The 15,925-nt window shown below is 71.4% G+C and carries 17 protein-coding genes and 1 pseudogene; 9 read left to right on the top strand and 9 right to left on the bottom strand.

The window, feature by feature from the left end; all coding sequences use genetic code 11:
* Nucleotides 1–10: 10 nt before the first annotated feature.
* Complete coding sequence (locus OHA25_RS35485) at nt 11–1,657, bottom strand: RecQ family ATP-dependent DNA helicase (protein WP_327581273.1); 1,647 nt, start codon at nt 1,655–1,657, stop codon at nt 11–13.
* A gap of 5 nt (nt 1,658–1,662) precedes the next feature.
* Nucleotides 1,663–1,839: a hypothetical protein gene (locus tag OHA25_RS35480; protein ID WP_327581272.1), complete on the bottom strand. Its 177-nt coding sequence runs from the start codon at nt 1,837–1,839 to the stop codon at nt 1,663–1,665.
* A 14-nt stretch (nt 1,840–1,853) separates the two neighbouring features.
* On the opposite strand from OHA25_RS35480, the pseudogene OHA25_RS35475 reads away from it, so the two are divergent.
* Nucleotides 1,854–1,943, top strand: a pseudogene (locus tag OHA25_RS35475) (GntR family transcriptional regulator); the annotation flags it as partial.
* 179 nt (nt 1,944–2,122) lie between these two features.
* Complete coding sequence (locus OHA25_RS35470; RefSeq protein ID WP_327581271.1) at nt 2,123–3,064, top strand: serine hydrolase domain-containing protein; 942 nt, start codon at nt 2,123–2,125, stop codon at nt 3,062–3,064.
* A 1-nt stretch (nt 3,065) separates the two neighbouring features.
* On the opposite strand, the gene OHA25_RS35465 is transcribed toward OHA25_RS35470, so the two are convergent.
* Nucleotides 3,066–3,923, bottom strand: coding sequence for a LuxR C-terminal-related transcriptional regulator (locus OHA25_RS35465; protein ID WP_327581270.1), 858 nt, complete (start codon nt 3,921–3,923; stop codon nt 3,066–3,068).
* An 85-nt stretch (nt 3,924–4,008) separates the two neighbouring features.
* On the opposite strand from OHA25_RS35465, the gene OHA25_RS35460 reads away from it, so the two are divergent.
* The 5 genes from OHA25_RS35460 to OHA25_RS35440 all read left to right on the top strand — a co-directional run bounded on the left by OHA25_RS35460 (nt 4,009) and on the right by OHA25_RS35440 (nt 9,305).
* Complete coding sequence (locus OHA25_RS35460) at nt 4,009–5,616, top strand: AMP-binding protein (protein ID WP_327581269.1); 1,608 nt, start codon at nt 4,009–4,011, stop codon at nt 5,614–5,616.
* Nucleotides 5,617–5,695: 79 nt separating this feature from the next.
* Nucleotides 5,696–5,893, top strand: coding sequence for a DUF5708 family protein (locus OHA25_RS35455; RefSeq protein WP_327581268.1), 198 nt, complete (start codon nt 5,696–5,698; stop codon nt 5,891–5,893).
* Between the two features lie 127 nt (nt 5,894–6,020).
* Nucleotides 6,021–7,571, top strand: a complete 1,551-nt coding sequence (locus OHA25_RS35450) for an ABC transporter substrate-binding protein (protein ID WP_327581267.1) — start codon at nt 6,021–6,023, stop codon at nt 7,569–7,571.
* A gap of 1 nt (nt 7,572) precedes the next feature.
* The gene (locus OHA25_RS35445; RefSeq protein WP_327581266.1) at nt 7,573–8,487 is read left to right on the top strand and encodes an ABC transporter permease; all 915 of its coding nucleotides are present in this window, start codon (nt 7,573–7,575) and stop codon (nt 8,485–8,487) included.
* Nucleotides 8,484–9,305 (top strand): ABC transporter permease, encoded by an 822-nt coding sequence (locus OHA25_RS35440; protein ID WP_327581265.1) that lies wholly within the window; start codon nt 8,484–8,486, stop codon nt 9,303–9,305. The genes OHA25_RS35445 and OHA25_RS35440 overlap by 4 nt, the downstream gene beginning before the upstream one ends.
* Nucleotides 9,306–9,319: 14 nt before the next feature.
* On the opposite strand, the gene OHA25_RS35435 is transcribed toward OHA25_RS35440, so the two are convergent.
* The 5 genes from OHA25_RS35435 to OHA25_RS35415 all read right to left on the bottom strand — a co-directional run bounded on the left by OHA25_RS35435 (nt 9,320) and on the right by OHA25_RS35415 (nt 12,898).
* Entirely contained in the window at nt 9,320–10,591 is a 1,272-nt protein-coding gene (locus tag OHA25_RS35435; RefSeq protein ID WP_327581264.1) for a cytochrome P450, read from the bottom strand.
* Nucleotides 10,592–10,601: 10 nt separating this feature from the next.
* Nucleotides 10,602–10,793 carry a ferredoxin gene (locus OHA25_RS35430; RefSeq protein ID WP_327581263.1) on the bottom strand — a complete coding sequence of 64 codons (192 nt, stop codon included), beginning with the start codon at nt 10,791–10,793 and terminating at the stop codon, nt 10,602–10,604.
* A complete protein-coding gene (locus OHA25_RS35425) occupies nt 10,790–11,407 on the bottom strand; it encodes a helix-turn-helix domain-containing protein (RefSeq protein WP_327581262.1) in 618 nt (205 codons plus the stop codon). Before OHA25_RS35425 ends, OHA25_RS35430 begins: the two co-directional genes overlap by 4 nt.
* An 88-nt stretch (nt 11,408–11,495) precedes the next feature.
* Entirely contained in the window at nt 11,496–11,840 is a 345-nt protein-coding gene (locus OHA25_RS35420; RefSeq protein WP_327581261.1) for a hypothetical protein, read from the bottom strand.
* A 50-nt stretch (nt 11,841–11,890) separates the two neighbouring features.
* Nucleotides 11,891–12,898: a hypothetical protein gene (locus OHA25_RS35415; RefSeq protein WP_327581260.1), complete on the bottom strand. Its 1,008-nt coding sequence runs from the start codon at nt 12,896–12,898 to the stop codon at nt 11,891–11,893.
* Nucleotides 12,899–12,976: 78 nt separating this feature from the next.
* On the opposite strand from OHA25_RS35415, the gene OHA25_RS35410 reads away from it, so the two are divergent.
* Nucleotides 12,977–13,567, top strand: coding sequence for a TetR/AcrR family transcriptional regulator (locus tag OHA25_RS35410; protein ID WP_327581259.1), 591 nt, complete (start codon nt 12,977–12,979; stop codon nt 13,565–13,567).
* Nucleotides 13,568–13,827: 260 nt separating this feature from the next.
* Here OHA25_RS35410 and OHA25_RS35405 read toward each other — a convergent pair whose 3' ends face one another.
* The gene (locus OHA25_RS35405; RefSeq protein ID WP_327581258.1) at nt 13,828–14,802 is read right to left on the bottom strand and encodes an aldo/keto reductase; all 975 of its coding nucleotides are present in this window, start codon (nt 14,800–14,802) and stop codon (nt 13,828–13,830) included.
* A gap of 86 nt (nt 14,803–14,888) precedes the next feature.
* Between OHA25_RS35405 and OHA25_RS35400 the strand changes: the two genes are divergently transcribed.
* Complete coding sequence (locus tag OHA25_RS35400) at nt 14,889–15,518, top strand: TetR/AcrR family transcriptional regulator (RefSeq protein WP_327581257.1); 630 nt, start codon at nt 14,889–14,891, stop codon at nt 15,516–15,518.
* Nucleotides 15,519–15,925: the final 407 nt, after the last annotated feature.

Raw genomic sequence — 15,925 nt, 5'->3', positions numbered from 1 at the left:
TGAGCCGGACCTACGTCCGGCGGAGTACGTCCTCCACCACCGCCAGCGACAGGGTCTTGTAGCCGACCGAGTCGAACAGCACGGTGATCCGGTCATGCTCGCGGCTCATGACCGTCCCCGGCCCCCACATCGTGTGCGTCACCTTCGCCCGCACGGGGAACGCCCCTTTGCCGGGCAGGGGCACCGGCTCGGACGCCTGACCGCTCGCGCAGGTGTCGCACGCGCCGCACCTGCGGGGGTACGGCTCGCCGAAGTATTCGAGCAGGAACCGGCGGCGGCACCCCCTGGTCTCGGCGTAGCCGCGCATCATGTCGATCCGCGAGTCGTCGACTCGGTGCCGCGTCTCGTCCAGCTCGACCGCCCGCGCGGCGGCCTGCTGCGGCGTCATCCTGCCAGCGGTGTAGCGCAGGTCGCCGGTGTCGGTCACGGAGAGCGCGCCCGCCCGTTCCAGCAGGTTGACCAGCATGGTGAGGCGTGACGTGCTCACCTTGAGCAGCGCGGCCAGCTCGCCCGCGGGCACCGTACCGGCGTGCTGGCGAGCCAGCGTCGCCACGCGCAGCAGCGCCTCGCGGTCAGCTCGGCCGCCGGCGAAGAACCGGCGCAGGCCCAGGTCCTCCTGCCGGTAGAACAGCACCGCCGAGGCGGGCGCGCCGTCCCGGCCGGCCCGGCCGATCTCCTGGTAGTACGCGTCGGGCGATTCCGGCGGCTCGGCGTGCAGCACGTAGCGCACGTCGGGCCGATCGATGCCCATACCGAAAGCCGAGGTCGCGACGACGGTGTCCACGTCTCCCCGGGTGAACAGCTCGTGCACGCGGGTGCGTTCGGCGCCCCGCATGCCCCCGTGGTAGGGCTCGGCCCGGCGTCCCCTCGCGGCCAGCGCCGTGGCGTACTCCTCGCTCTCCTTGCGGGTGGCGACGTACACCAGGCCGAGACCGCCGCGGGAGGCGGCGTGCTCGACCAGCGCCTGGCTCTTGTCCTCCGCGCGGACGAACCGCCGGACCTCCAGCGAGATGTTCGGCCGGTCGAAACCCCTGACGATCTCCACCGGGTCGGCCAGTCCGAGCGAGCCGACGATCTCCTCGCGGACGTTCGGCGCGGCTGTGGCGGTCATCGCCACTACCGGCGGATGTCCGAGACGCTCGATGACCTTCCCGAGCCGCTGATAGTCGGGGCGGAAGTCGTGCCCCCAGGAGGAGACGCAGTGGGCCTCGTCGATCGCGATCAGCGACGGTCCGGCCTGCGCGAGCCGTTCGACGACGTCGGGCTTGGCGAGCTGTTCCGGGGACAGGAACACGAACGCCGCGTGCCCGGCCGTCACCTTCTCCAGTCCCGCCGCCACGGAGGAGGTCGAGTTCACCGCCACGGCGCCGCCCGCGTCGACCTTGAGCAGGCCGGTCACCTGGTCACGCTGGAGCGCGATGAGCGGCGAGACGACGATCGTCGGTCCCTCGAGCAGCAGCGTGGGAAGTTGGTAAACTGCCGACTTGCCGCCCCCGGTCGGCATGACGAGCAGCACGTCACGCCCGTTGAGCAAGTGCTCCATCGCCTCCTGCTGGCCCGGTCGCAGCTTCTGCCAGCCGAAGCGCTGCCGGGCCGTGGCCCGTAACCGCCGCCCCTTCCGCCCGAACCGGCCCTTCAGCCCCATCCACCATCGCATGCCACTCATCCTTCACTCGGTGGGCGGTCATTACCCGCCCTCGCGGACCGCATGCGCTGTGCGCGGTGGTCGCAGGACATCCGCACGCAAAACGCGACCTCGTCGCCGGGCCGCAGCTCCATGCGGGCCAGGTGGGAGCCCACGCAGCGGTCGGCCTTCATGTCCACGCCGTTCCAGCTCATGTCCTCCTTGACAGCTGCCGGAGACACTCGGCGTGGGCCGCTCCACCGTCAGGGAGGCGCTCACGGCGCTGGACGTGCTGGGCATCATAGAGGTCCGTCAAGGAGACGGCACCTACCTGCGGCAGAGCACGCCGAGCCTGCTGCCGAGCGCCATCGAGTACGGTCTGATGCCGGGCGGGACGCCGTCGAGCAGCGCCCCCCGAGGCGGCCGCCGCGGCGATGCGCGGCAGCATGGAGGCGGTGGCCGGCTGCACCGCTCACTGCACGACGAAGGGACCTGCGCATGCCGCGACTGCCGCAGCGCATCGCCGAAGCCGGCTACCACCCTGGCGAGCCGCTCGTCCTCGGGCTGCAGCACCGCGACGACCCACCCCTCTTCCACGCACAGGGACTCACGGCCACCGGCGGCACCCTCACCGCCACGACCCCCGTCTACGCGGCATCCCTGTCCAAACAGATCACCGCCGCCTGCGCCGCGCTGCTCGTCCAGCAGGGCGCGCTGGACCTGGGATCCGCCGTGTCGGACTGGCTGCCCCAGCTCCCCGCATGGGCCGAGGCCGTCCGGCTCCGGCATCTTCTGCACCACATCGCGGCCCTGCCACCCGATGCCGAGATCGACGCCCTCATGAACGGCGACCGCACCAGCCACGGCGTCATCCGGGCCCTCACCCGCTTCCCCGCCCTCCAAGGAAGGCCAGGCAGCGAGTACGTTTATTCGAACGCGGGATACGTCTGCCTGGCCGCCGCAGTGGAACGGGCAGCCGATCAGCCCCTGCCCGGCTTCGCGCACCACCATCTCTTCGCCCCCCTGGCGATGAACGACACGTGCTACTGGCCCGGCCCCGCCCCCGCACCTCCCGGCGCGGCGCCGCTGGCACGCCGGCATCCGGCACCGCTGTCCTTGGGCGACGGAGGCGTGTGGACCACCGCCAGAGACCTCCTGCGGTGGAGCCAGGCCCTCAACGCCGACGAACTCGGCATCTCCGCCCTCCTGCAAACCCCGGGCCGCCTCGAGGACGGAACGCCGATCGACTACGCCTGGGGAATGGGAGTGCGCACGCACGCCGGGCACCGCGTCTATCGGCACGGTGGCGGCTGGTGGGGGCTGCGAGCCCGGCTGGCCCGGCTGCCCGAGCTGGGCGTGAGCGTCGTGCTCATCGCCATCGCCGACGACACCGAACGCCTGGGAGACCTCCTCAGCGGCCTGCTCGACGAGGTGACGTAGCTCAAGGGAGGAAGCCGCGGCGGCGGGCGGCGATGACGGTTTCCGTGCGGGTGTGGGTGCCCAGTTTGCGCATGGCGTTACGCAGATAGCTCTTGACCGTCTCCGGGCGGATGCCGAGCCGACCGGCTGTCTCGGCGTTTCCGCAGCCGACCGCGACCAGGGCCAGCACGTCCAGTTCGCGTGGCGACAGCGGGTTCGGCTGGTCGTCGGCAGGGCGGCCGCCGGGGCGGGCCAGCCGGTCGCACACGTCCGCCAGCCGTGCTCGGATCCCGGCGTCTCCGATCTCCTGCGTGATGGCCCTGAGCTGGGCGTGGGCCAGGCGGACAGCCTCCCACTCCCCCGCGGTCGGCGTCTCACGGGCGGCCCGGGTGATGGCCGCCGTCTCCAGCTCGGCCAGCCTGCGTTCCACCTCGCGGCGCACGGTCACCTCGAAGCTCACCCGGGCGGCGACCTGGGTCATGGCGTCCACCACGCGGTCGCTGATCGACAAGGGCTCGCGGATCCCGCCGTACAGGACGCCGGACACCGTGCCGTGCACCGTGACCGGCACCGCGGCGATCGCCCGCAGCCCCTCGAGGGTGACCGGTTTGTCGTACTCGTGGCTGATGCGCGGGTCGGCGGCGTAGTCGTCGACGGCGCCGGGGCGGGCCGTGGTGATCACGCGGCCGCCCAGCCCGTTGCCCGCGCTGACGACCAGGCCGCGCAGCGCGCCGGTCAGGGTGCCGCTGAACTCGGTCAGCGTGACGCCGTGCCGCCCGTCCGGCACCAGGCCGCCGAACGCGACGGGCAGCCCCGTCGCCCGGCGCAGCCGTCCGACGGCGGTGTGGAGCGCCTCGGCGGGCACGTGCAGTGCGGCCATGTCACCAGCATGGACGAGCCCGGCTGCGGCAGGCTACCCCCGAACGGGGGTGGCGGCGGGCTCGGTCCCGGGAGATCCTGCGTGCATGGTTGCTGACGCAATGGTCTCGTACACCTCCGGCGGGTCGGAGATGCCCCTGCTGGGCGAGACGGTCGGGGAGAACTTCGAGCGCGCGGTGGCGCGATTCGGTGACCGCGAGGCGCTGGTGGATGTGGCGGCCGGGCGCCGCTGGACGTACGCCGAGCTGGACGCCGCCGTCAACGAGGTCGCGCTCGGACTCATGGTCAGGGGCGTCGCCAAGGGCGACCGGGTCGGCATCTGGGCGCCCAACTGCGCCGAATGGGTGCTCGTCCAGTACGCCACCGCGAAGATCGGCGCGATCCTGGTCAACGTCAATCCCGCCTACCGCACCCATGAACTGGCGTACGTCGTCCAGCAGTCCGGCATGCGGCTGCTCATCAGCGCGGTCACGCACAAGACCAGCGACTACCGCGCGATGATCGGCGAGATCGGCTTCGCGGACGCGATCTTCATCGGCGAGGACGGCTGGGACGAGCTGGTCGAGAGCGGCCGGCGCGGCGACCCGGCGGCGCTGCGGGCGCGGGCGGCGGAGCTGGCGTTCGACGACCCGATCAACATCCAGTACACGTCGGGCACCACCGGCTTCCCCAAAGGCGCCACGCTGTCGCACCACAACATCCTCAACAACGGCTACTTCGTCGGCGAACTCCTCGGCTACACCGAGCGGGACCGGGTGTGCCTGCCGGTGCCGCTTTATCACTGCTTCGGCATGGTCATGGGCAACCTCGGCGCGACCTCGCACGGCTCGTGCATCGTGCTGCCGTCGCCCGGCTTCGACCCGGAGGCGACGTTGCGGGCCGTGCAGGGGGAGCGGTGCACGTCCCTGTACGGAGTGCCGACGATGTTCATCGCCGAACTCGCCGTGTCCGGAAAATTCAATCTTTCCACCCTCAGAACCGGCATCATGGCGGGCTCCCCGTGCCCCGTCGAGGTCATGAAGCGCGTGGTCAGCGAGATGAACATGACCGAGGTCGCCATCTGCTACGGGATGACCGAGACCTCACCCGTCTCCACGATGACCCGCTCGGACGACGGCCTGGCCCGCCGCACCGAGACCGTCGGCCGCGTGATGCCGCACATCGAGGTGAAGATCGTGCACCCGGAGACCCGGCTGACCGTACCGCGGGGCGAGCCCGGCGAGCTGTGCACCCGCGGCTATTCGGTCATGCTCGGCTACTGGGGCCGGCCGGAGGCCACGGCCGAGGCCATCGACGCCGCCCGCTGGATGCGTACCGGCGACCTGGCCGCCATGGACGCCGACGGCTACGTCAGCATCGTCGGCCGCATCAAGGACATGGTGATCCGCGGCGGTGAGAACATCTACCCGCGCGAGATCGAGGAGTTCCTGTACGGCCACCCGGCCATCCACGACGTCCAGGTGATCGGCGTGCCGGACGAGAAGTACGGCGAGGAGCTCATGGCCTGGATCGTCATGCGGCCGGGCGCCGAGCCGCTGACGGCCGAGCAGATCAGGGAGTTCTGCGCGGGACGGCTGGCCCACTACAAGATCCCCCGCTACGTGCACGTGGTCGACTCCTTCCCGATGACGGTCACCGGGAAGATCCGCAAGGTCGAGATGCGCGAGCAGGCCGCCCGCCTCCTCGGCAGCTGAGCGTCACCCGAAAGATGTACACCGATCTCCTCAACGCGCAGGAAGATCGTCGACCTGGCTCTTCACTAACGTTTCCGGCATGACTTCCGCGCGTAAAACGCTCCTTACCGGTCTGGCCACCTTCGTCGGCGGCACGGCGCTGTGGTTGTTCGGCCTCGACGAGGAGATCTTCATCTTCACGCCGTCGAAGATCGGCCTGGTCCTGATGGTCCTCGGCGGAGTGGAGACCCTTTACGGCGTGTACAAGACCGTGCGGAGCGACGCCGAGCCCCGATGACGGCCCCGCCACGGCGGCCTTGCCTAAGGCATGCATCTGCGGATCTTCTCAATGCGGCAGTCCGCTTTCCACCAATGATGAAAACCATTATCGTTGCTGAGGGTTGAGTGGCTGAGGGGAGACAAGGGTGCGGAGACGAGCCGCGATCGTGGTGCCGGCCATGCTGTTAGGGATGGTCCTGTCGGGGTGTGGCGGCTCGCCCGAGACCCCGCAGGACGCCGGCCTGCTGACCTTGGCGGCTCCCCGTGACCTGGTCGCGGGACCGCAGGATCCCTACTTCACGCACCAGACGCTCCGGGTGTGGGAGCCGCTGGTGAGCGTGGACGACAGGCTGCGGCCGGTGCCCGCCCTGGCCACCGCGTGGGAGAGCGCGGACGGAGGGCGGCGGTGGACGTTCACCCTGCGGGAAGGCGTGCGGTTCAGCGACGGGAGCGCGCTGAACGCCGAGGCGGTGGTGGCCAACGTCCAGCGGTTCCTGCGGATCGCGCCGCGGCAGTCGGCGTTCTTCAGCCTCGACGCCGGGATGGAGGCGGCTTACGGGCAGCTGGAGGAGGTGCGCGCGGACGGCGGGCGGGTGACGTTCGAGCTGCGGCGGCCGGTGGCGGATCTGCCGGGGCGGCTGGCCGGGTTCTACAGCATGATCCAGTCGCCGAAGGCGTTCGCCGCCTCCGGGGACTTCGCCGGGAACCCGGTGGGGACCGGGCCGTACACGCTGACACGGTGGACCAAGGGGCAGCAGGCGGAGCTGGCGGCCAACCCGCACTACTACGGGGCGGCGCCGGCGTACAAGAAGATCGTGGTCAAGGTGATCCCGGACGCCAACGCGCGGGTCGCCGCGCTGCGCGCCGGCGAGGTCGACGGGCTGATCGACAAGGGGGCGCTGCTGTCCGGGCAGGTCGCGGCCGTCGCCGCCGACAGCCGGTTCCGGGTCGTCCGCAGTCCGTCCGTCCTGACGCACTACCTCACGTTCAACGGCTCGCGTGAGCCCTTCTCCGACCCGCGGCTCCGGGAGGCGGCGGAGCTGGCCATCGACCGCAGGACGATCGCGGACAAGCTGCTCGCCGGCACGGCCAAGACGGGCGCCGCATTCCTGTCGCCGGTCTTCGGCGAGCTGTCCGATCCGACCGTGGCGGCCGCCTACGACCCGGCCAAGGCTCGGGCGCTGGTGGACGCGGCGGGCCGGCCCGCCGCGCCGGTCACGATTCTGATCTCGTCCGCCGAGACCGGTCAGTTCCCGTACACCGACATCGCCGAGGTGCTCCGGGCCGCGTTCGAACAGGCGGGGCTGCCCGCGAAGGTGACCGTGGCCGAGGCGACGAAGGCCGTGATGGAGGCCGGCGACTACGACGTCTTCCTCAGCGCGTACAGCGTGCCGAACGGGGACGCCGACTACCTGTTCCGCCGCTTCCTGCGCTCGGACGCGGCCTGGAACGTCGACCGCAAGCTCCGCTACCGCAGCAAGGAGTTCGACACGCTCGTCGACCAGGCCGCGACCGAGACCGACCAGGCCGGGCGGCGGGACCTGTACCGGCGCCTGCAGCGGCTGCTTGCGGCGGACCGGCCGATGATCCCGCTGGCGTACCAGGACAATCCCGTGGTGACGACCACCGAAGTCGGCGGGGTCGTGCAGAATGCGGCGTATGTCATCGATCTCGGCAAGCTGACGCCGTCGGGCTGACGTGCGGTTCCTGCTGCGGCGTGCCATGGAGACGCTGCTCGTGCTGCTGGTGCTGTCGGTGCTGGTCTTCCTCTTGACCTCGCTGGCGCCCGGGGATCCGGCCGAGGAGATCCTGCGCCGCGGCGGGATCCAGCCGACGGCGGCCAGCATCGCCGCGCTGCGTGCCGAACTAGGCCTCGAGCTGCCTCTCCCGGTCCGGTACGTGCGGTGGTTGTCCGATGTGGTGCGCGGCGACCTCGGGCTGTCCTACGTGGACCGGTCCCCGGTGACGGGCGAGATACTGTCCCGCCTGCCCGCGACGCTGCGGCTGGCGGGCGCGGCGGCGCTCGTCGCGGCCGGGCTGGCCCTGCTCGCCTCGCTCCGGCCGCGAGGGCTGGGCGGCCGGGTCATCACGGCGGTGACGGTGGTGGTGGCGAGCGTGCCACCGTACATCGTCGGGATCCTGCTGATCAGCGTGGTCGCGGTCGGCCTGCGCGCGCTGCCGACCGGGGGCGGCAGCGGGCCGGGCGCCGTGGTGCTGCCCGCGCTGACGCTCGGGCTGGCGGGCGCCGCCACGCTGACCCGGCTGCTGCGCGCCGATCTGGGTCAGGCGCTCGCGTTGCCGTTCGTGCGGCTGGCCGCCGCCAAGGGGCTGAGCGCGCGGCGCGCCGTGACGGTGCACGCGCTGCGGGTGGCCGCGCCGAACGCGATCACGGCCGGGGGCGCGGTGCTGGCCGACCTGGTGGCGGGCGCCGTGGTGGTGGAGACGCTGTTCTCGTGGCCCGGGGTGGGGCAGCTGGCGATCTCGGCGATCCGGCAGCGCGACGTGCCGGTGGTGCAGGCATACGTGCTGGTCATCGGGGCGGCGACGGTCCTGCTCCTGGCGCTGGCGGACCTGTGCCTGGCGGCGGCCGACCCGCGGGTGCGCCGCCCATGAACGGCCCTGACCCCACCCGGCGCCTCAGGAGTGCGTCGCCAGGGACGGGCCGTGCGGGGATCGCGATCCTGGCGGCGATCGTGGCGTTCTGCGGCCTCGCGCCGCTCCTGTCCCCCCACGACCCGTACCTGCCCGACCCGGCCCTCGCCCTGCTGCCGCCCAGCACGCGGCACTGGCTCGGCACCGACCAGCTCGGCCGCGACCTGCTCACCAGGACGGCGGCGGCCGGCGCGGTCTCCTTCGTGACCGCGTTCGCCATCACGGCGATCACCACGGCACTCGGCACCCTGGCCGGCGCCGCGGCGGGACTGGCCGGCGGGTTGCCGGAGAGGCTGCTGCGGCACGCGGCCACGGTGGCGCTGGCGCTGCCCGGCCTCACGCTCGCCCTGGCGCTGGCGGGGGTGCTGCCGCCCGGCCCGGGCACGATGGTGGCCGCGCTCGTCCCGTTCGGCTGGGTGAACTGCGGCCTCGTCGCCCACACGGCCACCCGGCGCGTGGCCACGTCGGACTTCGTCCTGGCCACCCGCGCCCTGGGCGCCTCCCCGTCCTACCTGCTACGCCGCACCATCGGCCCGCACATCGCCGGGCCGGTGCTCACGGTCGCCACCGCCGACCTCGCGCGTACGCTGATCGCGGCCACGTCGCTGAGCTTCCTCGGCCTCGGCCTGCCTCCACCGGTGACCGACTGGGGCGGCATGGTGACCGACGCCGTGCCGCTGCTGATCGCCGCCCCCCGCCTGGCGATCGCCCCGGCCCTCGCTCTGGCGCTCACCGGCGTGGCCATCACTCTCGTGGTCGACGCCCGCCGGCTCAGGTAGCGGGCGGGTGGCGGTCAGGCGAGGCGAAGGGGAAGGGTGCGCGGGCCGCGGACCTGGCCCGCCGCCCAGGTCACCGCCGAAGGATCGGCCAGGGTGAAGACCGGGAGGCGCTCCATCCAGACCTCCAGCGCGACCCGCAGCTCCATCCGCGCCAGGTGGGAGCCCACGCAGCGGTGGATGCCCAGGCCGAAGGCGACATGGCGGTTGACCTCGCGGTCGATGACCACCTCGCCCGCCTGCTCGAACTGCGCCGGGTCGCGGTTGGCGGCCGGGAACGACAGCAGCACCCAATCATCGGCCTTCATGTCCACGCCGTTCCAGCTCATGTCCTCCTTGACCAGCCGCGCCATCGTCACCGGCGCATACACCCGCAGCAGCTCCTCCATCGCCGTCGGCAGCAGCCCGGGCTCGGCGACCAGGCGCTCCCGGTCGGCAGGGGTCTTGGCCAGGTGCCACAACGATGCCCCGATCGCACTCCAGGTCGTGTCGATGCCGGCGATGAGCAGCAGCGCCATCGTGCCGGCCACGTGGTCGGGGGCGAGCTTCCTGCCGTACAGCTCAGCGTTGATCAAGTAGGTCGTCAGGTCGTCGCGCGGATGGTCCACATGGTCGCGGATCTGGGCCAGAAGGTAGTCGAACAGCTGCCCCATCCGCACGATGCGCTCCTCGGGCGGCAGGTTGACGCCTTCGAGGGCGTTCTCGATGAACTCGCGGAAGCGCGGCCCGTCCTCGGGCGGGAAGCCCAGCATGTCGGAGATGACCCGCATCGGGATGTGCTGGGCGTAGTCGGCGGCGGCGTCGACCACCTCCTGACCCTCCAGCGCGTCGATGAGCTCGTGGCAGAACGCCCGGGTCGCCGCCTCCCGCCGGGCGACCGCGCTCTTGGTGAACGCCGGCAGCAGCAGCCTGCGCGCGTCATGATGGAACGGCGGGTCGGACGAGATCGGCGGCGTGCCGCCGACCGGCGCCAGCTCACGCGGCGGCCGGAAGTTGCTCATGATGATGGACCGCGACGAGAAGCGCTCGGTGTCGTACGCGATGGCCGCGACGTCTTCGTAGCGCGTGGGCAGCCAGCCGCCGCCGAACCGCCCCGTGTGCGCGATCGGGCAGCGCTGGCGCAGGTCGTCCTGGATGGGGTACGGATCGGCCGCCCACTCGGGCTCGAGGTGCGAGAAGTCCGTCGCCCAGTCCGCGACCGGGCCGGTGACGATCTCATTGCGCGTGCCGAAGGGCTGGTCTCCGCGCGCCTCCCGGAAATCCTGGGCGAAGCGGTCGTCGATGGCCATGCCACACCTCCTAAAGGATCTCGATCGCTCGTTCCGGACAGTTGGCCACGGCCAGGCGTGCCGCCTGGGCCTCTTCCTGCGGTACGGCGCCGTCGCCGAGCACCTGCCCGTAACCCTCCTCGTCCTCGCCGAACAGGCCGGGGGCGAGGTCGTAGCAGCGGCCGTGTCCCTGGCAACGCTCGGAGTCGATCTTCACTTTCACTGTGACGCTCCCCTCTGTGCTGAGGTGCCGGCGGGGGCGAAGGCCCTGACGACCCGGGTGAGCAACGCGCTCCACTCCCGGTCGTCGACCGCGTGCAGGTCGGGTGTGACGAGCGCGCTGCCCATCGCCAGCAGCAGGCAGAAGTGGACCAGCGCATCCGCCGACAGTGCGGGGTCGAGCTCGCCGTCGTTCTGCGCGACGCGCATGAGCCCGGACAGCCAGTCGGCGCGCTCGCCCATGTAGTCGCGCATCGGCCGGGCGACGTCCTCGTCACGGCGGGCCGCGACGAGCGCCTCGACGATGAGGTAGCCGCAGGCCTCGCGGCGGCGGGGCAACCATCGGCCGACGACGAGGAGCAGATCGGTGATGGGCCGGTCCGGGTCGGCGGCGAACAGGTCGGCGAGCAGCCGCGGCCCGTGGGCACGCAACGCCGCCACGATCAGGTCGGCCTTCGAGCCGAAGTGCGCGTACAGCGCGCCGTTGCTCACCCCCGCGGCCGCGGCGATGTCAGCCACGCGCGTGCCGTCGTAACCGCGCTCGGCGAACACCTCGGCGGCCGCCCTCAGCAGCCGCTCACGGGTCTCGGCGGCGGTAACACCTGCGATCCGCCCCATCTGCGAATTAAAAGACCGTTCATTTGATACGTCAAGAGCCATCGCGAACGCATGCGGCGTGTCTGACGGCCTTGAAGATGACAGTCCGTCACGCCATCTGGAAGCGGACATGCCGGTAGGCCATCGGAGTGACAGTGGGGACGTGTACGGCAGGAGGTTCGGCTCGGGAGATGGCGGCGCTCTGGCCCCGGCGGCTGGCGTTGGTGGTGGCACCGGCGTACGGCGAGTCGTTCGCGTCGCGGGTGGATCGGATGGCCCTGCGGAACGGATGTCCGCCGTGGATGATGGCCGAGGCGTCAGGGCTGGATGTACGCGCGTCAAGTGACGTCCGTGCCCGCGAGCTAGGCGGGGCGGTCGGGCCGCGGTCGCCGTCCTCGGTGTCGAGACGCCCGGGCGAGCCCGGCGGGGCGGCCCGTGCCGACAGAGCCATCATGAACCAGGTCATCTCACGGGTGCGCCGCCCGCGATTCTCGATCGGCGGAGTCAGTGATCGCCGTGCGCGCCGGTAAGGGTGGCGCCGATCTCCGCCATCCGCTCGGCCGCGTAGCCGGGGTCGATCAACGCCTCAGGGGTATGGAGGCCGGGCGGCACGGGGTCGCCGCGCAGGCCGAGCAGTCGCTCGACGCCGAGGGCGACGCCGAGCGCCGTCAGGGGGCGCTGCCCCTCCGGGTGGAGGAGGTAGCGGCTCGTCCTGAGTGGTGCGCCCGCGCGGTCCACGCCTTCGAGGTCGATCTTGACCTCCGTGGACGCGGGCCCGCCGCGCCGCCTGCCCGCCGATTCACCGATCGCGAACGCGAAGCGGACGTTGGGCGCGCCCGTCGCGACGGCCAGGCTCGGCACGTCGAGGATGGGGACGATCTGGCCGGGCAGCACGGCGCCGTCGACGCTGGTGACCTCCACCTGCGCGTCGGGGCCGCTGACCCAGTCGAAGACGCCGTCGCGGCGGACGTGCCCCGCCGAGGTGGCGGCCAGCAGGCGTGCCATGTCCGCCGTGGCCGCGGGCCCGCCGCTGTCCTGTTCGTCCAGCACGCCGCTGACCTCGATGGTGTCGAGCCGGTCGAACTCCCTGGCGAGGCCGAGCACCGCGAGGACGACGAGCCCCGCGTACCAGTGGCTGGCCAGCAGGATCGGCGCCGCGCCGGCTCGCAGGCCGGCGGCGACAACCTCGGGGCCGATGTCGACCAGGCCACTGGAGATGCTGACGTACGGCAGGCCGCGGTCTTGTGCGTAACGCAGTCCGTTCAGGTGGCTGTCCCACACCGTTGCCACGACCGCCGAGTAGCCGTCGGCCTCCTGGAGGCCGAGGTCGCCTCGCCGCAGATCGATGGTCACGGCTGTCGCGCCGCCGAGCTCGTCGGCGACCCGCCGGGCGCGGCCGAGATCGCGGCCCGCGATCGTCAGCGGCAGCTCCGGATACCACCGGCGCAGGAGGGCTGCGGTCCCCGCGCCCGCCTGGCCGGATCCGCCCATGATCAGTACGGAGTGCTCCACGGTGATGTCCTCTCGCTAACCTACATTCTGTAACTTACATTTTGTAGCTTATGCTGGGAGGCACCGCAAGGGAGGACGATGACCACGGGATCGACTCGCCTGTCCAAGCCGGCCAGGCGGGAGCAACTGCTCGACACCGCCATGGCGATCGTGCGCGCCCACGGCACCGACAGCCTCACGCTACTCAGCCTGGCGGAGGCCGCCGGCGTGAGCAGGCCGATCGTCTACGACCACTTCGGCACCCGCCCCGGCCTGCTGATCGCGCTCTACCGGCGGCTCGACGAGCGGCACCGGGCCGCCTCCGAGGAGGCCCTGCGTGACGCCCCGGCCGTCCCCCGCGAGATCGCCCGCGTCCTGAGCGCCGCCTACTTCGCCTGCGCCACCGACATGCCGGAGTGGACCGCCATATCGGCCGCGCTCAAGGGGAACCAGGAGATGGAGGCGATCGAGCGCGAGCTGCTCGACGGCTACGCGGACCTGATGGCCACCGCCCTGCGACCGTACTCCGGGCTCACGCACGAAGCCCTCCGGCTGCGCTGCGTCGGAGCACTGGGCGCGGCCGAGGCGATCGCCGCGGAGCTGAACCGGGGACGGGCCACCGTCGCCGAGGCCATCGCGGCGCTGACCGACCTGACCGTCGGCAGCATCGACGCCGGAGCCCAGGACTGACGCTGTCGCGGCCCGTTGTGTGGTGGTGCTGTGGAGGTATCGGGCGGGCCCCGTGCAAAGGGTCGCCCTGGGCGGGGCGGCGTCCCTAAGCCTTGATGCCGCGGCCTTCAGCCCCCAGCGCCTGGCCGCGCCTGATCCGGTCTTGCGCGTCGCCCGGCATCCGCTGCCCTGCGGGACCCGCCCCCGGCATCGCGTCTATCTGTCGGCTGGTGTCCGAGCCGTACCCGAATTGGAGAAAAGGCCGTGCCCGGTCAGCGGGGTCAGTCCCAAGTGGGGAGCATGCCCTCGGGGTAGCGGGCGCCGAAGCCGCCGGTCGGGAGGATCTCGGCGATGCGCTTCAGGTCGGTGTCGTCGAGGGTGAGGTCGGCGGCGGCCACGTTCTCCTCCAGCCGCTGGATGCTGCGGGTGCCGGGGATGGGGACGATGTCGTCGCCCTGGGCCAGGAGCCAGGCCAGGGCGAGCTGGGCGACGGTGGCGTCCTTGGTCGCGGCCAGGTCGGCGAGCCGCTGGGTGGCCTCCAGATTCTTCTCGTAGTTGCCCGGCTGGAAGCGGGCGTCCCAGGTGCGCATGTCGGTGGGGTCGTACTCGGCGCCGGGCTTGGCCTGCCCGGTGAGGAAACCCCGGCCGAGCGGCGAGTAGGCGACGAACCCGATCCCGAGCTCGCGCAGGACGGGGAAGAGGATCTCGGCGTCCCGCTCGAACAGGGAGTATTCGGTCTGCAGAACCGAGACGGGCTGTACGGCGTGCGCGCGACGGATGGTGTTCGCCCCCGCCTCGCTCAGCCCGAAGTAGCGGACCTTGCCGGCGTCGATGAACTCCTTGACCGTCCCGGCCACGTCCTCGATCGGCACGTTGGGGTCGACGCGGTGCTGGTAGAGCACGTCGATGACGTCGACACCGAGGTAACGCAGGCTGTTGTCGACGACCTCGCGGATGTGCTCGGGACGGCTGTCGACACCGCCCTCTCTGGTGCCGGTGAAGTCGAAGCCGAACTTGGTCGCGATGACGACCTCGTCGCGTATCGGTGCGAGCGCGGCGCCGACGATCCGCTCGTTCTCGCCCTGCCCGTACAGCTCGGCCGTGTCGAAGAACGTCACGCCCAGCTCGTGGGCCCGACGGATCGTCGCGATCCCCTCGTTCTCATCCGACGGCCCATAAGCCAGGGAGATGCCCATCGCGCCGTATCCCAGCGCCGACGCCGCCAGCCCCTGCCGTCCGAGTGTCCGTTGCTCCATGATGCGTCCTCATTCCCGCAGATGTAAGAGTGCTCTAACATAAGTAAGAGTACTCTAACATTGGAAAGGGAGGAGAATCGTTCGCCGTGAGCAGACCCACGACGCAGAAACGCGGCTACCACCACGGCGACCTGCGCTCTGAGCTGATCCGCGAAGGTCTCGCGCTCCTGGCCGAGTCGGGCGTCACCGGTTTCTCCGTGGCGAAGGTCGCCGCCCGCGTCGGCGTGTCATCGGCCGCGCCGTACCGTCACTTCCCCGATCGGGAGGCACTGCTCGCCGCCTGCGCGGCCGCCATCATCAGCGACATCACCGACGTTCTCGTCGAGGCGGCCGAGCGAGCGGGGCCCGATCCCGTGGACCGGCTCGCTGCCACCGCGGGCGCCTACACCCGCTTCGTCCTGGAGCACCGCGCCGGCCTCGACCTCGTCTACTCCTATGACTTCGCCGAGCCCCACCGCCCGACCGTCCAGGAGCAGAGCCGCCACCTCACGGCCGCCCTCATGCGCCTGGCCGCGGACGTGCTGCCCGCCGACACCTCCTGGGCCGACACCGCCGATTTCGTCTACGTGCACCTGTCCACCACGCACGGCTACGCCACCCTGCTCTTCAAGGGCACCCGCCCGCCACAAGGCATCGACGAGCACGCAGTTCGCGCTGTCACCGCGGCCCGTGACCACATCACCGGGCATCTCCTGCGCCTGCGAAACGCCCGCTGACGAAACCGGCGACGACTCACTAGTCCAGCGGGTGTGCAACCTGGCGATCGGCGCAATGGTTACACCCTGGCGCCACCTATCGCAAGATCGCCAGTTTGTCTTTGCGATGTACGACCGGGTACTGCCAACTTCGATGACGCGAGCGCCGATATTTCGACACCTATCGAAGTGACAGCGCCCAGGTTAGGAGCAGGCTCCACTGTCATCTTCGCTGCGTCCAGACACGGCGATCGCGAGCGAGGCCGGGCAGCTGCGCGAGGACCTGGCCGCCACCGAACAGCTCGGCGACGTACGTTGATCGGCTCGCCGTCGCCCAGGCCGCGGCGCAGACCGCCCGACAGCAGGCGCGGCGGAGGCTGCTGCCGAGACCCGGGCTGGCGAGCTGCTGCAGACGCTGCGAGACCAGC

The sequence above is a fragment of the Nonomuraea sp. NBC_00507 genome, assembly GCF_036013525.1.
Taxonomy (GTDB): Bacteria; Actinomycetota; Actinomycetes; order Streptosporangiales; family Streptosporangiaceae; genus Nonomuraea.
This window is presented reverse-complemented; position numbering and strand designations above follow the sequence as displayed.

What these genes read in the sequence shown, in the direction of transcription:
- OHA25_RS35460 (WP_327581269.1), top strand. Translation starts at nt 4,009, where the DNA reads ATGGTTGCTGACGCAATGGTCTCGTACACCTCCGGCGGGTCGGAGATG.
- OHA25_RS35455 (WP_327581268.1), top strand. Translation starts at nt 5,696, where the DNA reads ATGACTTCCGCGCGTAAAACGCTCCTTACCGGTCTGGCCACCTTCGTC.
- OHA25_RS35410 (WP_327581259.1), top strand. Translation starts at nt 12,977, where the DNA reads ATGACCACGGGATCGACTCGCCTGTCCAAGCCGGCCAGGCGGGAGCAA.
- OHA25_RS35480 (WP_327581272.1), bottom strand. Translation starts at nt 1,839, where the DNA reads ATGAGCTGGAACGGCGTGGACATGAAGGCCGACCGCTGCGTGGGCTCC.
- OHA25_RS35405 (WP_327581258.1), bottom strand. Translation starts at nt 14,802, where the DNA reads ATGGAGCAACGGACACTCGGACGGCAGGGGCTGGCGGCGTCGGCGCTG.
- OHA25_RS35470 (WP_327581271.1), top strand. Translation starts at nt 2,123, where the DNA reads ATGCCGCGACTGCCGCAGCGCATCGCCGAAGCCGGCTACCACCCTGGC.
- OHA25_RS35465 (WP_327581270.1), bottom strand. Translation starts at nt 3,923, where the DNA reads ATGGCCGCACTGCACGTGCCCGCCGAGGCGCTCCACACCGCCGTCGGA.
- OHA25_RS35485 (WP_327581273.1), bottom strand. Translation starts at nt 1,657, where the DNA reads ATGCGATGGTGGATGGGGCTGAAGGGCCGGTTCGGGCGGAAGGGGCGG.
- OHA25_RS35440 (WP_327581265.1), top strand. Translation starts at nt 8,484, where the DNA reads ATGAACGGCCCTGACCCCACCCGGCGCCTCAGGAGTGCGTCGCCAGGG.
- OHA25_RS35425 (WP_327581262.1), bottom strand. Translation starts at nt 11,407, where the DNA reads ATGGGGCGGATCGCAGGTGTTACCGCCGCCGAGACCCGTGAGCGGCTG.
- OHA25_RS35435 (WP_327581264.1), bottom strand. Translation starts at nt 10,591, where the DNA reads ATGGCCATCGACGACCGCTTCGCCCAGGATTTCCGGGAGGCGCGCGGA.
- OHA25_RS35420 (WP_327581261.1), bottom strand. Translation starts at nt 11,840, where the DNA reads ATGATGGCTCTGTCGGCACGGGCCGCCCCGCCGGGCTCGCCCGGGCGT.